Source organism: Neoroseomonas marina, from assembly GCF_012927745.1.
Lineage (GTDB): Bacteria > Pseudomonadota > Alphaproteobacteria > Acetobacterales > Acetobacteraceae > Neoroseomonas > Neoroseomonas marina.
Genome location: NZ_JABBKX010000015.1, coordinates 43,862 through 58,206, shown reverse-complemented (window position 1 = coordinate 58,206; position 14,345 = coordinate 43,862). Strand labels below are relative to the sequence as shown.

Below are 14,345 nucleotides of genomic sequence, written 5' to 3'. Positions count from 1 at the left end.
CCCGCATCCAACGATCGCGTACCCAAGAACACATCAAGCCCATTGGCAGCCGCCAGTGGGCTTTTTGATGTCCGAGGGCCGCCCTCACCACACACGCCCGCCGCACGCAGCATCGCCGTCAGCTCGCCAATCAGCTCCGGGGGGGGGAGGGCGCGGGGCTCCGTCGGTGGGATGGACCTCGACCCGTTCGGTGAATGCGCGCGCCTCCCCAGCGCCAGGGTCGGCCCTGGGACGCCGAGCACCCCGTCCGGGGCGTCCTCTTTCGACGCCTGCCGCCCGAGGAGGTTGCCATACGAGCGACCCAAACCGGCCTGCTCGCGACGTCCGGACTCCGCCGAGCAGACCTGTTTCCGGGCACCATCCATGACCCGCGAGTCTCGCTATGGCTCCGCGCCACGCTGATTTCGAAGTAGGCAGCTTGGGCTGCTTGGCTGCATGATGGGCATGTTCCGAAACCGATCGCGCCCGCGGCCGACGAAGCGGCGGCTTCAACAGGATTGAAGCATGCAGGCATTGCTGGATGCCGTAATCCAGGAGTTGCGCTCCTTCGTGGCGCAGAGGTCGGATGTCGGCATGCTGCTGCTATCCGGATCGGAGGATGCCCTGCCGATCCTGACGGCACTCGAGGATGTCGAGGCGCAGTCCCTGGCGGACCAGTTCTGGCTGGTCACCGAGCCCTTCAACGACCTGGCGGCCTATGTCGACACGCTCGTCGATACCTTCCTGACGCGGGAGGAAGCGGTCCGGCTGTCGGCCGCCAGGGAAGGCATTGCCTCCTGGAGCCCTCCTCCCGCCGCGCTGCGGGACCCGAACCTGCCGCCCGTGGAGCGCTTGCGGCTGGTCTGTGCCTTCTCGCGCGAGCTGCTGCCGGACACCAGCTTCGGCGCCTCGGTTTGGATCCTTCATCCGCTTGAGGTCAGCGACGAGGTCTCATTCTGCGACATGGTCGCGCGCCTCCTGCAGCACGAGCTCCCGGATCCCTGGTGCCAGCGCTTGCGCTTCATCATCCGCGTCGATCCGGCGAACCCCGCGGCTGCGGCCCTGGCCGCCCAGCCGCGGGTGCGCGCCTTCCGGCCCGACCTCGGGCCCGATGCGGTGGCGCGGCATCTCGGTGCGAACGTCGATGACGAATCCTTGCCCGTCGACGAGCGGATGGGCTCCCTGATGATCCTGGCCGGGGCGGATCAGGCCATGCACCGGCACCGCGATGCCTTCGAGAAGTACGGCTTCCTCAACGACTACCATGCCGCGGTGGGCAACACGGCGATGGCTGCGGTGGCGCTCAACGGCATGGCGGACGCCGCGGAGGCGCTGGGTGACGATGCGCAGGCCGGCGACTGCTACGAGCGCGCGTTGGCGATTGCCGGACAGGAGCCGCATCCGCCGGTGCCGCTCTTCCTCAACCTCACCATGGGCATCGGCAGGCTGCGGTTGAAGGAGGACCGCTACGCTGAGGCCGAGGCCTGGTTCGACATGGCGCAGCAGCTGGCGATCCCGGCACGCAGCGTGGCGATGCGCATCCAGGCGCTGGAATTGCGCGGTGTCTGCCAGCACGCGCAGCGCCGCTACGAGGAGGCGGAGAGCAGCTGGACCGATGGCTCGGTCCTCGCCGCCCAGATGCAGGACGTCGCAGCCTGCCGCGGGCTGGTCCTTCGGCTGTTCCGGCACTACCGCGACAGCGGCCAGGTCGAGGCAGCGCGGGAGCGGCACGCGCAGCTCGTCGATCTCGGCCACACTGGGCCGTTGTGACGATGGCCATTCCCGACAGCCTCCGGGCCGCCGCCGACCGGCGCATCGCCGAAGTCAACAAGGGCATCGACAGAGCGGGCAGGACCAAGGACGACGTAGCGGCGGTCTTCGGCCAGCAGGCGAAGGCCGCGCACGATGCCGCGGATGCCTGGAAGGGCATCAACGCGCCGGTCCACAAGGGCGAGAAGGACGAGCGCCCCCCCACCGCAGGCGAGAAGACGGCGCGCGTGATCCGCGCGGCGCAGGCGACTGTCGGTGCGGTGATGGGTGCGCTCGGCAGCGTCAAGAGCGCGCTCGACGTCGCGTTCGCCGACCTCACGGCGCCGCTTGCCGCCATCATGCCGAGCCTGCCTGCGGCGACGCTGGGCTCGATGTACCTCGGCACGCCGCACGCCCATCCGACGCATCCGCCAAGCGGCCCGCCGCCCGTGCCGCCGACCCCCTGCCCGAGCATGGGAGCCGTGCTGCTCGGCGTGACGCCGCGCGTGCTGATCAACTCGATGCCGGCCGCGCGCTGCGACGACATCGGTCTCGCGCCGACCTGCATGGGCATCCCGCCGGCCTGGTTCAAGATCAAGACCGGGTCGTCCAACGTCTTCATTGGCGGGTCGCGCGCGGCACGCTTTGGCGACATCTGCGTCGCCTGCAAGAACATCCCCGACCCGCCGCCCATCCCGGCCGGCAAGGTCATGGCTGCGATCGGCAAGGCCGCCGATGTCGCCTCCCGCGCGATGCATGTCGCGGGCATTGCCGCCGGGGTGCTCGGCGCCGCCGCGAACGTAGCCGAGGCCGCCGTGGAGGACGACGCCGCAATGGCGGCCGCGAAGGGACTCGCCGCGGCGATGGAGGCGGCCCAGCTCGCCATGGACCAGGCGAAAGCGGCGGTGGAGGCGACGATGTGGAAGGACCCGACGCTGCCGCCGACCGGCAGCATGGGCGCGATCATCGACCCGAGCCATGCGACCGTTCTCATCGGCGGCTTCCCGATGATCAACATCCCCGATCCAGTGTCTGCGCTGCTCAACAGGCTGAAGCGCTACAAGGCGGCGCCGAAGCCGGTCGACCAGGACGGCGAGGGCACCGGATCCTGTCCCGGCTGAGGCGGCCATGCCGGTCAACGTCGTTACCGGTGCTCTGTTCGACGTCGCACTCGACCTTCGGATCGAATGGGACGTGCCCTTCGTGTGGCGGCGGTACTACGATTCGTCACGCGTGACGGCGGCGCTGCCGCTCGGCTGGGGGCACACGCATTCTTACGATCATCGGCTGGAATTCGACCTCGACGGGCTGACCTACGTCACGCCGGCGGGGGTGCGGCATGGCTTCGGGCTGCCGGGGGGCGCGGCGCGCGTGAGTGCCTCGCCCGCGGCGCAGCTTCGCCAGGTCGGGCGCGCCGCCTACCGGGTCAAGGCGAGCGGTGAGCCGGCGGTCGAGTTCGAGTTCACGCATCCCGAGCGGCCTGCGCGGCTGACGCGCGTGTATCGTGGCGCAGCTTTCCAGCAGCTGCACTACGACGAGAGCGGGCAATGGGCGGCGCTCACATTCGGCAATGAGCCGCCGCTGCTGCTGCATTCGGATGCGGGCGGCCGCATCGTCGGCATCGACTGGAGCAACGACGGCAGCGCGCCGCGCGCCGTCTGGCGCGGCGAATACGACGGGGCCGGCAACCTCGTGCGCGTGACCGATGCGCGCGGCAATGCCGAGGCCTTCGCCTACGACGCGCTGAACCGCATGACCGGGCGGCGGGACCGCAACGGCTACGGCTTCGCCATGCAGTACGACCGCGTCGGGCGCTGCGCCTGGTCGGCCGGCGAGGACGGGTTGCAGGCGGTCGGGCTCCGCTTCCACACCGACGACCGGCACACGGTGGTGACGCGGGCCGATGGCGGTGCCTGGGCCTATCACCATCTCGACCGGCGCGTGATCCGGATCGTCGACCCCTATGGCGGCGTGACGCGGCGCGACTACGGGCCCGACGGGGCTCTGGTGCAGGAGACCGGGCCGGAAGGCGAAGTGCTTCGCACCGTGGTCGACGCAGAGACCGGCTTCGTCGCTTCGCCCTACGGACCGCCGGATGGCATGGCGCTGCCGATCGGCGACCCGTGGTTCGTGCCGGCCGGGGAACTCGCCTATCCGCGCGAGCCGATCGGCTGGGACGGATTCGGCGCGCGGCGCGACCACGCGGCCATTCGCCTTCCGGCCCGCGATGCCTACAGGGCATGGGGCGTGAGCCTCCCGGGGGCCGCGCTCGCGGCGCTGCAATTCGCGGAGGGCGGGAGCGTGCCACGGGAGGCGGCGGGGCCCGGCCCGGTGCCGCCCCGCTTCGTCGCGGAGGCCATCCCGGCACGGCCCGACCACCCGATGCCGAAGAAGCCGATGGCCCGGCCGGCGCATGCGGGGCGGGTGCTGCGTGATGCCTTCGGGCTGGTCCTGGGCAATGAGCAGCCGGATGGGTCGCGATGCCGCTGGCAATACGACGGCAACGGCAATGCCGTGCGCTACGTCGACCATGCCGGTTCCGAATGGCGCTACGACTACGCATCCTGGAATCTTCTGGTGCGGGAGACCGATCCGCTCGGGGGTGCGACGAGCTTCGGCTACGGTCCGACGGAACAACTCGTGAGCGTGGAGGATCCGGGCGGCACGCGCACCGAGCGCGGCTTCGACCTCAAGGATCGGATGGTCACCCGCGCACGCGACGGGAAGCCGCGCGACCGGTTCCGCCACGATCTCTCCGCCGGCATCGTCGCGGCGGGCGGGCCGGAGGCAGAGGAGCGCGTGGCCTTCCTTCCCGGTCCGCATGGCCGGCCGCTGCTTGTCGCGCCGCAGGGCGCGCCGGAACGGCGCTGCGCCTACGACGACCGCGGCCGATTATTGGCGGTGACGTCGGATGAGGGGGCCGCGGTCGCCTTCGCCTACGACAAGGTCGGCCATCGTGTGCGCGACACCCAGGGCGGGCGCAGCGTCGAGCGCGTCCATGAGGGGCTGTTGCTGGCCGAGATCACCGTGCTCGGCCGCTACACGATCCAGTACAGGCGGGATGACGACAGCGGGGGCTGGTCGATCATGGATCCGATGGGCGGTCGCCACGCGGTGCGGCAGCTCGACGGCGGTGTCTTCCTGCTCGAGCGCGCGACCGGCGTGAAGGAAGTGGTGCAATACGACTGGAACGGACGCTGCCGGGCCAAGGTGCGTTTCCGGGGCTCGGAATCCTATGCCGTTTGGTCGCGCAGCTACCGCTACTCGGCCGTGGGTACGTTGCTGACCGAGACGGATTCGCTCGCCGGGGCCACCAGCTACCGCTACGACGCGGCGCACCGGTTGGTCGGCGCGCAGAGGGCGCGGGGGGAGACGCAGCATTTCGCGTACGACGCCGCGGGGAACCTGCTTGCGGCGCCGTCCCTGAGCGGCGCGACGCATTCGGGCAACCGCCTGGTGAGCGCGAACGGCCGGCGCCTGACCTACAACGCACGCGACGCGGTGATCGCCGAATGGGACGATGCGCCTGTGCGGCGCTACCGATACGACGCCGAGGACCGGCTCGTCGAATGCGAGACGCCGGCCGGACGCGTCGCATTCGAGTATGACGGCCTTGGGCGGCGGCTCGCCAAGACCTCGGGGCAGGGCCGCACCGAATTCGTCTGGGACGGCGAGAGATTGGCGGCCGAGATCGCGCCGAGTGGGGCGCTGCGCATCTACGTATACGCCGACGGCGACGCGATGAGCCCCTTCGCCTTCGTCGATTATGCCAGCGCCGAGGCGGATCCGGCGACCGGCGTGATGCGCCACGTCTTCACGAACCAGGTGTCGTGCCCGGTGCTCGTCGAGGATGGAGAGGGCCGCGTCCTGTGGCGGGCGGAGCACGAGCCCTATGGCGCGACGAAGGTCACGGCCAACGCGCAGGTCTCGCTCAACCTCCGCTGGCCAGGCCACTACTTCGACGAGGAGACCGGGCTCCACTACAACCGCCATCGGTATTACAGCCCGGTTCTCGGACGCTACATCCAGGTCGATCCGCGCGATATCGAAGGCGGCGTCAACCTCTACGGCTATCCGGCGCGGCCGCTCGACATGGTTGACGTCGACGGCCTCGCGCCGTGCCCGAAGAAGGCGATGGTCGAGGCTGATGAGAAGGACAAGAAGTTCCAGAAGGCGAAGCGCGAGGCCGAGGAAGTGGCCGACAACATGCGCAAGGCGCTCCAGGAGGCCGTGGACAAGGGCGAGGTGCATCCGCTGAACGCCGCCGGCGTCACGCTCGCGACGATGGTGGTCAAGCGCAAGGACGGGACCTACGAGGTCGTCGTCACCGGCAACGTCAACCCTGCCCGGATGCCGCAGCGCGTGCTCGACGAGTTCGACGGCATACGGGTCGTCGGCCATGGTGACGACAGGCCGCCGCCGGTGGGCAAGGACCAGGACGACTGGCGCTTTCCGCGCACCAGGCCCGACGGCGAGACGGACCCGTCCACCCACAAGCACGCCGAGCAGCGCGGGCTACGCGCGGTCGACTGCGACAAGGACGCCGAGGGGGTTGCCTTCATCGCGCCGACGCGCCCATGTTGCGAAGGCTGTAGCACAGCGATCCAGACGCCGGCGAAGAAGAACGGCACCGGGGGATGGGGCGGCGATTCGGACAATGTGTCCGACTTCGGCCGCAAGCCCGGGCAGCATGGAGACCATTGGTAGGCCCATGGCACGCAGGATCACCACACGCGACCGCGAGGCGATGCTCGCGGATTTCAGCTACGAGGCGCGCATCGCCTATGTCGCGTTCTGCGCCGAGCGCTGCCTGGCCGAGGCGCGGCGGCATCCCGCCGCGGCCGCGCAGCTCGAGAACCAACCGCTGTTGCGCGAAGGCGTCGAGCTGCTGTGGTCGGCTGCCTCGGGCACCGCGCCGACCGACAAGGCCCGCGTCGCGCTGGTGCGCGACCATGTCGCGCAGTACGAACGCCCCCATGCGAGTGGCGAGGCGGTGGTCTATGCGCGCGATATCACCCTCGTCTCGGCCGCGCGCGTGCTCGCGAAAGGCATGCGCTTCCTCGAGGACCCCGGATCCGCGACGGCGGACTTCGTGGTCGGCGCGCTCGACGGACCGGCGGTCCTGATCGGCACGATATACGAGGACGCGATGGCGTCGCGGCGCGAGGAGGTCGCGGTGATCGACGCCGCGCTCGAAAGGCTCCGCGGCGCCGCACCGCCCATCACGCGCGACCTGTTCCGCGACATTCCCGACTGGCCCCGCGGGGCGCTGACGCGCATCTACGCGTCGGGCCAGCTGACGGATTCCTCGGTCGACGAGGACTGACCGCCGCGCCTGCGCGGCGGCTCAGTTGATCTTGACGATCGCCCCGGTGATCTCGTGCTGCCCGACGGCCGCCGAGTTGATCGCAGCGCCCGACGTCCCGACCTTCTGCTTGTCGTAGACGGTGCTCTGCGCGCCGACGCCGATCTTCGCTTCCTCGCTGCCGGTGATCTGGACCTTCTTGGAGGAGACGGTGACCGAATCGTCGCCCAGGATCGAGATGTTCTTGCCATGGATCGTGATCGTGCCGTCGGCGAGCATGGTGATGCTGCTGTCGCCGACATGCAGCTTGATCTGCGTCTTGGCCGTGATCAGCACGTCGGCGTCGGTCGAGGCGAGCGTGCTTTTCTGCTTCGACAGCCGCGTCGCGGTCTTGGTGGCGACGCCGTGCGTGTAGGCGCCGGTCACCACCGTGATCTTGGTGTCGCCCTTGATCGTCTCGGTGTGCGTGCCGGTCTGCACGGTGATCGAGCGGTTGCCCTTCACGATCGTGCGGGTCTCATCGTTCTGGATCACGCCGACGTGGTTGTACTGGGAATGGAAGTAGGTCTGCTCCTTCCCCTTGGTGTCGTCGAAGGTCAGCTCGTTCGATCCGCCGCCGCCCTTGGTCGAATTGCTCTTGAGGCCTGACTTGACCGCCGCGCCCGGCAGCCCGTGCGGCGGCATCTGTTCGGCGTTGTAGACACGCCCCGTGATGATCGGACGGTCGGGATCGCCCTCGAGGAAGTCGACGATCACCTCCTGCCCTATCCGAGGGATCTGGATGAAGCCGTAGCCTGATCCCGCCCAGGACTGGCTTACGCGTACCCAGCACGAGCTGCGCTCGTCCTTCCGTCCAAGGCGATCCCAGTGAAACTGCACTTTCACGCGCGCGTACTTGTCCGTGTAGATCTCCTCGCCCTTCGGGCCGGTGACGATCGCGGTCTGCGGGCCGTGGACGAACGGCTTGGGCGTGCGTCGTTGCGACCTGAATGGGACCTTGTTCGGGATGCAGCTGAAGGCGTTGCGGTAGAAGGGCTCCTCGGGGTCACGGCCCGACCAGCGGTCCGTGGTCCAGTGGCTGTAGTCCTTCGCTTCGTGCCGAACCTCGGTCAGGAGATACTCCTTCTCGGCCGCCGTGTTGGTCGGCGGCGGGGCGATCCGGACCCGCATGCCGGCATCCATCCCCGAAATCACGCCTTCGCCCCGCCGGCGGCTGTAGAGCACCTCCTCGGCCTGGATCTGGACGCGCGCCAGAGCCTTGCCCGCACCCTTGTCGGGATAGAGGCCCGGATAGTCGTAGAGCTCACGCTTCTTTGTTTCCGCGACGTCGACGTGAGTCGGGTCCGTCACCTCGAGATCGTTCGAGGGCGTCTCGAAGTTGAAGTCACGCATGGTCCAGGTGCCCGAACCCACGTTGAATTCGTCTTCGAGCTCCGTGATCCCGTAGCGGTGAAGGGATGAACGCACTTCCAGTTCGGGGAAGGGAGCAGGAAAGGTTGTGCTGTTGTGATCCGAGATCATCAGCGTATGCCGCCCGATCTCATGCTCATGCCAAAAGAAAAGACCGTACTGTTCCATGAGTCGGCAAATGAAATCGAGCGCCGACTCTCTATACTGAACGCAGTATCCGATCTTTGGGTAGTTTTCGAGGGTCTTTATGGAGAAATTCTCAACGTGATGGATCTTGAGGATCTCTTCGATGATCTCAACGACGGTCTTCTCCTGAAAGATGCGGAGATCGCTGGTGCTCGAGAGAAACCAGATCTGCGGTACCACCTCGGCCTGCCATTCCCGCTCGCCGGCTCGCGACGTGGCGGACATGACGAGCCGTCGAAATCGGCCGTGGACGACCCGCCGCTCGCCGCCCGTCGGTCCGTCGGCAGGGTCGCCGGGCTGCCCGAACCAGAGCGCGACGTTCGTGCCGAGGAGCTTTCGGACCTGGTCGTCTTCAGCCGCAGTCGCGAAGCGGATCTTGAACAGGAAAGGTTTGGAGATGCTGTCGTGCCCGACGAGCTCGGTCAGCACGGCGGCGTCTCGCCCGAGGTCCGTATCGATGCGGAGTATGCGATTCGTCTGGTCGTAGGCCATTCGTTCGCTCCTGCACTCGACGCGACGGGGGTGCCGCCCTCAGCGCAGATCTTGAGGAGGCGAGATAGTTACCGACTCGTGCCGCCTTGATCCAACGTGAAAATGGGCGGTCGCCTGTCTGCGCTGTCGCGACCGCCCGGCCGCGGATGACACGGCAGCGGTTGGCAGTGGGCGGTCGGGACGGAGGGAGAACTGCCATCGTCAATCGGGTCCATGACCAGGATCCAAGGACGACGGCGATCGAACAATCAGCGGGACGAAGGCGCCGGCTGGGTCAGCGGTGACCGCGCGCGGCATCGGGCCATGTGTCATGGCGTCGCGTACATGGCCCGTATCGGTGACTCGCCGCCTTTGCTCATCGCTGGACCAGCTGCACTGATCGCCCAGAGTCGATCCGGACCCTAGGCGTCGCCACGCCAAGCATATGCGGCGGTCAGATATTCAAAGCCGCGGCGAGATTCCGCCAACACCGCTCGCCTGCTCGAGGCCAGCCAGTGCCCGGAGCATCTGGGCCCGCGCGCCATTCGCCGCGACGCGCGTGGCGTTCAACGTCCGCAGCGCGTCCAGGACGTCGAGCAGCGTCCGCCCACCGGCGCGGTAGGCGGCCTCGGTCGACTGGTACGCCTCCTCGGCCCGCCGCAGCGCCTGGGCGGTCGTCAACGTGAGGAGCTGGCGCGCCTGGATGTACGAGGCCCAGGCACCGGCCACGTCCGCCTGGGCCTGCGCCAGCGCCGCCTGCGCCAGGGCGCGGGCCTGGCCCTGCTGCGCCGTCGCAGAGGCAACGCCGCCCTCGACCAGGCGGCTGGTGAACAGCGGGATGGACACGCCCAGGGAGACGGAACCGGCGGCGAAGGATCGACTGCCGCCAGGGAGATCCTGCGACAGCTCGCTGCGCGACGCCGAGCCGGTCACCGTCAGGTCCCGCGACCGCGCGGCTTCCGCCAGCCGCGTATTGGCCTCCGCCGCCGCGGCGTTGCGCAGGGCGGCGACCACGTCGGGACGTCCGGCGACCGCCTCCGCAAGCTGTTCACGCGCTGGCGGTGCCGGCGGGACCGTCTCGATGCGCCCGCGCAGGTCGAACGGTACCGGCGCCAGCACGATCGCGACCGGATCCCGGGCTGCCGCTCCCGACAGGGTCCGGATCGCCGTCGCGTTGCTCCCGAGGATGGCCGCGACCTGCGCCGCCGCAGCCGCATAGGCCTGCGCGGCGTTGGCGAGGTCCTGTTCGAATGGCAGGCGGCTCGCCTGGAAGCGCAGCAGGTCCGATTCCGGGATCTGGCCTTCCTGCACCTGGCGCCGCAGCAGCCCCTCGGTGTTGTCGAGGGCGCGCCGGTTCGCCAGCGCCACACCGAGATTGGCGCGGGCCTCCAGCCCACCGATGAAGGCCTGGCGCAGCTGGAAGATCTGCCCCCGCAAGGTATCGAGCACCTGCGCCTCGGCGACCGAGACGTTCTCCTGCGCGAGGCGTGTGCGGAGCTCGCGCTTGCCGCCACGTTCGATCGTGACCGTCAGCGTGGCCGTGCCGTTGCTCAGCGGCGAGGTGCCGCGCGCCCCGTTGTAGCCCCGGAAGCGGGCCGACTCGCTCCAGCCGCCCACCTGCTGCTGATAGCCGATCGTGGGCGGCGGGGAGGTATCGGCCACCAGGACCTGTGCCCGCGCCGCATCCACGCCGCGTCGCGCTGCGACCAGGACAAGATTGCGTTCCAGCAGCAACGCTTCGGCTTCCGCGAGCGTGAGGCTCGGGAGGGATATGGGCAGCTGTGCCTGCGCGGCCGAGGCCTCGGGCGCGGCTACGGCCGGTCCGGCGGCGGGAGCCGTCGTCACCGGCGCGGGGGTGATGACGGCCGTCTGCGCGTGCGCATCCGCAATGGCGGCCGTGACGGCCAAGGCAATCAGGATCGGGCGGATCATGGCGGTCGGCATCCGGGCGTTCATTCCGCGGGGCGCGGTTCGGATTGGTTGCGCGTGGCTGATTCGAGGCTGTCCTCCTCGTTTTCCCGCTTGGGGCGCATGACGAGGTCGACGGCCGCGGGCAGCACGACAAGGATGAACAGGGGGACGAGACCGATGCCGCCGACGACGACGATGGCGAGAGGCTTCGTCACATCGGCGCCGATGCCGTGCGCCATGGCCATCGGGAGCAGGCCGCAGAAGGAGGCGAAACAGGTCATCATCACCGGGCGCAGGCGATCCGTCCCGGTCTGGGTCAAGGCGCGCGCCCAGGCCAGGCCTTCATGGTCCCGCAGGTGCTGGAAGTGGGTGAGGAAGATGATCGCTTCCATCACCGTGATGCCGAGCAGGGCGAGGAAGCCGATCGCCGCCGGCACCGAGAAGTTCAGACCTGCCAGCGCGAGCGCCAGCACGCCGCCGGATATCGACAGCGGCAGCATGGCGAAGACCATCAGCGTCTGCGTCAGGCGACCGAAGGCGATGTAGAGCAGCACGGCGATGACGGCGAGCGCGACCGGTACCACGACCGTCAGCCTCGCGACCGCAAGCTGCAGGTTGCGGAACTCGCCCACCCATTCCAGGCGGTAGCCATCCGGGAGCCGGACGTTCTGCGCGACGCGTTCCTGGGCCTCCGTGACCGCGCTCGCCGGGTCGCGTTCGCGGATCGAGAAGCGCACGGGGACGTAGCGGGAGGAATTCTCGCGGTAGATGTAGGACGGGCCGGAGAGCAGCTCGATCCGCGCCACATCGGCGAGGGTGGCGTTGCCGCCGACCGGAATGCGGCCGATGGCGTCGATGCCGTCGCGGTACTGCGGGGACAGGCGCACCATGATCGGGAAGTTGCGGTCGCCGCCGGGTTCGTAGAAGCGACCGGCTTCCTGGCCGCCCACCGCCGCGGCGAGGGCCGCGTTGACGTCCCCGACCGCGAGGCCCTGGCGCGCCGCACGGGCACGATCGACGGTGATGGACATGGTCTGCTGCCCGACCGAGAGCAGCACGCCGAGATCCGCGATACCCTGGACCTGCGCCAGCTCGCGCCGGATCTGCTCGGCGATGCGCGACGCCACGGCGGGATCGGGCCCGATGACCTTCACCGCATTCGCGCCCTTCACGCCCGATGCCGCTTCCTGGACGTTGTCCGAGATCGTCTGGGAGAAGGAGAACTCGACGCCGGGAAACTCGCGCGACAGCCGGTTGTTCACGGCGGTCACCAGCCCGTCCCGGTCATGCGACGTCGTCCAACGTTCCTGTGGAATGAGAGGGACGAAGAACTCGGCATTGAAGAAGCCGGCGCTGTCGGTGCCGTCGTCGGGGCGGCCCTGCTGGGACGTCACGGTGATGACCTCGGGGAACTCCATCAGCACGCGGCGGATGCGGTTGGCGACGGGGTTTCCTTCCTCGAGCGAGATGGTGCTCGGCATGGTCGCGCGCAGCCAGATCGAACCTTCCTCGAGCGTCGGGAGGAACTCCGCGCCGAGCCGCGTGAGGATACCCATCGAGGAGACCACCATCATCGCTGCGAGGCCGAGGGTGATGAGGCGCCGCCGCATGCCGGCCGCGAAGGTCGCGTCGAAGGCGCGACGTATCCAGCGCATGATCAGCGTGTCGCGTTCCTCGGTGTCCGCCTTGAACAGTGTGGCCGAGAGAGCAGGCGTGATGGTGAAGGTCGCGACCAGCGCGCCGCCGATCGCATAGGCATAGGTCTTGGCCATGGGGCCGAAGATACGGCCCTCGATGCCACCCATGGTGAAGAGCGGGATGAAGGCGGCGAGGATGATCAGCGCCGAGAAGAAGATGGCGGGCCCGACCTCGTTCGCCGCGCGCAGGACGGTCTTGGCCACCGGATGCGGTCCGCCTGGCGCCTTCCGTGCGAGCGAGAGGTGGCGGAAGATGTTCTCCACCATGATGACGGTCGCATCGACCAGCAGGCCGAAGTCGAGCGCGCCGACGGACAACAGGTTCGCGCTCTCGCCTCGTCCGAGCATCATCAGGACGGCGAAGAAGAAGGCGAAGGGAATCGTCGCCGCGATGACCAGCGCGCCGCGGAAGTCGCCGAGGAACAGCCACTGGATCACCAGGATCAGCAGCACGCCCTCGATGATGTTCTTCACGACCTTCTTGGTCGTGGTGGCGACCAGGTCCTCGCGATCATAGAGCGGCACCAGCCGCACGCCGGGCGGCAGTACGCCGCCGCCGTTGATCTCGGCGACCGCCTCCTGGACGCCGTGGATGGTGGGCAGGGTCTGCTGGCCGCGCCGCATCAGCACGACGCCGAGCACCACGTCGTCGTCGTTCTCGTGCCCCGCGATGCCGAGCCGTGGCAGGTTGCCCGTCTGTACCGTCGCGATGTCCGACAGCAGCACCGGCACGCCGTTCTGGCTGCCCAGCACGACGGCACGGAGGTCGTCGAGCGAGCGGATCAGGCCGACGCCCTGCACGACCACGGATTGCGGACCGAGATTCATCGTGCCCGCGCCGACATTGACGGAGGCGCGGCGGATCTGGTCGATCACGGTGGGTAGCTCGAGGCCGAGGGCGCGCATCCGGCCGAGATCCACCTCGACCGAATAGGTCTTGGACAGGCCGCCGAAGGTGGTCACGTCGATCACGCCGGGCACGCGCTTGAACCGGCGGTCGAGCACCCAGTCCTGCAACGTCTTGAGGTCGTCCAGCGCGAAGCCGGGCGGCCCAACCAGGCGGTAGCGCATGATCTCGCCGATCGGCGAGGCCGGGGAGATGCCCGGCTGCGCGCCCGCCGGCAACTCGCCAAGCTGCCCGAGACGATTCAGCACCTGCTGCACCGCTTCGTCGTAGGTGTAGTTGAAGTTGAACTGCACCCGCACGTCCGACAGGCCGAACAGCGAGGTGGAACGCACCGTCGTCAGGTTCGGCAGCCCGGACATCGCCACCTCGATCGGGATGGTGATGGTGCGCTCGATCTCCTCGGCATTCTGGCCGGGATTCTGCGTGATGATCACGACCGTCGGCGGCACCGGGTCGGGATAGGCCTCGATGTTCAGCGATCGGAAGCCGACGGCGCCGACGACGAGGAAGACGGCAAAGAGCAGCAGCACCAGCGGACGGCGCTCGAGCGAGAAGGCAACGATATGCTGCACGGGACCAACTCCGACGGTGCAACGGCGCACCGGGCGTCATGGACTAGGATGCGCGTCCCGATGCCGACAAGGGGGCGTTTCGCGCTGAAAGCCGCCTGTAAGGCTGCGCCCGCCGGGGGCGGGATCGCCGTAAGGCAGCCGTAAGGGGCATGGGCGAC

General features: G+C 68.8%; 7 protein-coding genes. 4 read left to right on the top strand and 3 right to left on the bottom strand.

The genetic code is table 11. From position 1 onward, the window contains the following. Nucleotides 1–504 precede the first annotated feature (504 nt). From GWK16_RS24290 to GWK16_RS24275, 4 genes are read left to right on the top strand one after another with little or no spacing between them, the layout of a single operon-like run. Nucleotides 505–1,749 (top strand): tetratricopeptide repeat protein, encoded by a 1,245-nt coding sequence (locus GWK16_RS24290; RefSeq protein WP_170056565.1) that lies wholly within the window; start codon nt 505–507, stop codon nt 1,747–1,749. Nucleotides 1,750–1,751: 2 nt separating this feature from the next. After that, on the top strand, nt 1,752–2,849 hold the full coding sequence (locus tag GWK16_RS24285) for a PAAR domain-containing protein (RefSeq protein WP_170056564.1): 1,098 nt from the start codon (nt 1,752–1,754) through the stop codon (nt 2,847–2,849). 7 nt (nt 2,850–2,856) lie between these two features. Beyond that, entirely contained in the window at nt 2,857–6,435 is a 3,579-nt protein-coding gene (locus GWK16_RS24280) for an RHS repeat domain-containing protein (RefSeq protein ID WP_170056563.1), read from the top strand. 4 nt (nt 6,436–6,439) lie between these two features. Beyond that, a complete protein-coding gene (locus GWK16_RS24275; protein ID WP_170056562.1) occupies nt 6,440–7,054 on the top strand; it encodes a hypothetical protein in 615 nt (204 codons plus the stop codon). A gap of 21 nt (nt 7,055–7,075) precedes the next feature. On the opposite strand, the gene GWK16_RS24270 is transcribed toward GWK16_RS24275, so the two are convergent. The 3 genes from GWK16_RS24270 to GWK16_RS24260 all read right to left on the bottom strand — a co-directional run bounded on the left by GWK16_RS24270 (nt 7,076) and on the right by GWK16_RS24260 (nt 14,187). Next, entirely contained in the window at nt 7,076–9,121 is a 2,046-nt protein-coding gene (locus GWK16_RS24270; RefSeq protein ID WP_170056561.1) for a type VI secretion system Vgr family protein, read from the bottom strand. A 441-nt stretch (nt 9,122–9,562) separates the two neighbouring features. Continuing rightward, complete coding sequence (locus GWK16_RS24265; protein WP_170056560.1) at nt 9,563–11,032, bottom strand: TolC family protein; 1,470 nt, start codon at nt 11,030–11,032, stop codon at nt 9,563–9,565. 20 nt (nt 11,033–11,052) lie between these two features. Then, a complete protein-coding gene (locus GWK16_RS24260; protein ID WP_170056559.1) occupies nt 11,053–14,187 on the bottom strand; it encodes a CusA/CzcA family heavy metal efflux RND transporter in 3,135 nt (1,044 codons plus the stop codon). Nucleotides 14,188–14,345 lie beyond the last annotated feature (158 nt).

Bases quoted from the DNA above. Each gene is read 5' to 3' on its own strand.
- GWK16_RS24285 (WP_170056564.1), top strand. From the start codon at position 1,752: ATGGCCATTCCCGACAGCCTCCGGGCCGCCGCCGACCGGCGCATCGCC.
- GWK16_RS24290 (WP_170056565.1), top strand. From the start codon at position 505: ATGCAGGCATTGCTGGATGCCGTAATCCAGGAGTTGCGCTCCTTCGTG.
- GWK16_RS24280 (WP_170056563.1), top strand. From the start codon at position 2,857: ATGCCGGTCAACGTCGTTACCGGTGCTCTGTTCGACGTCGCACTCGAC.
- GWK16_RS24275 (WP_170056562.1), top strand. From the start codon at position 6,440: ATGGCACGCAGGATCACCACACGCGACCGCGAGGCGATGCTCGCGGAT.
- GWK16_RS24270 (WP_170056561.1), bottom strand. From the start codon at position 9,121: ATGGCCTACGACCAGACGAATCGCATACTCCGCATCGATACGGACCTC.
- GWK16_RS24265 (WP_170056560.1), bottom strand. From the start codon at position 11,032: ATGATCCGCCCGATCCTGATTGCCTTGGCCGTCACGGCCGCCATTGCG.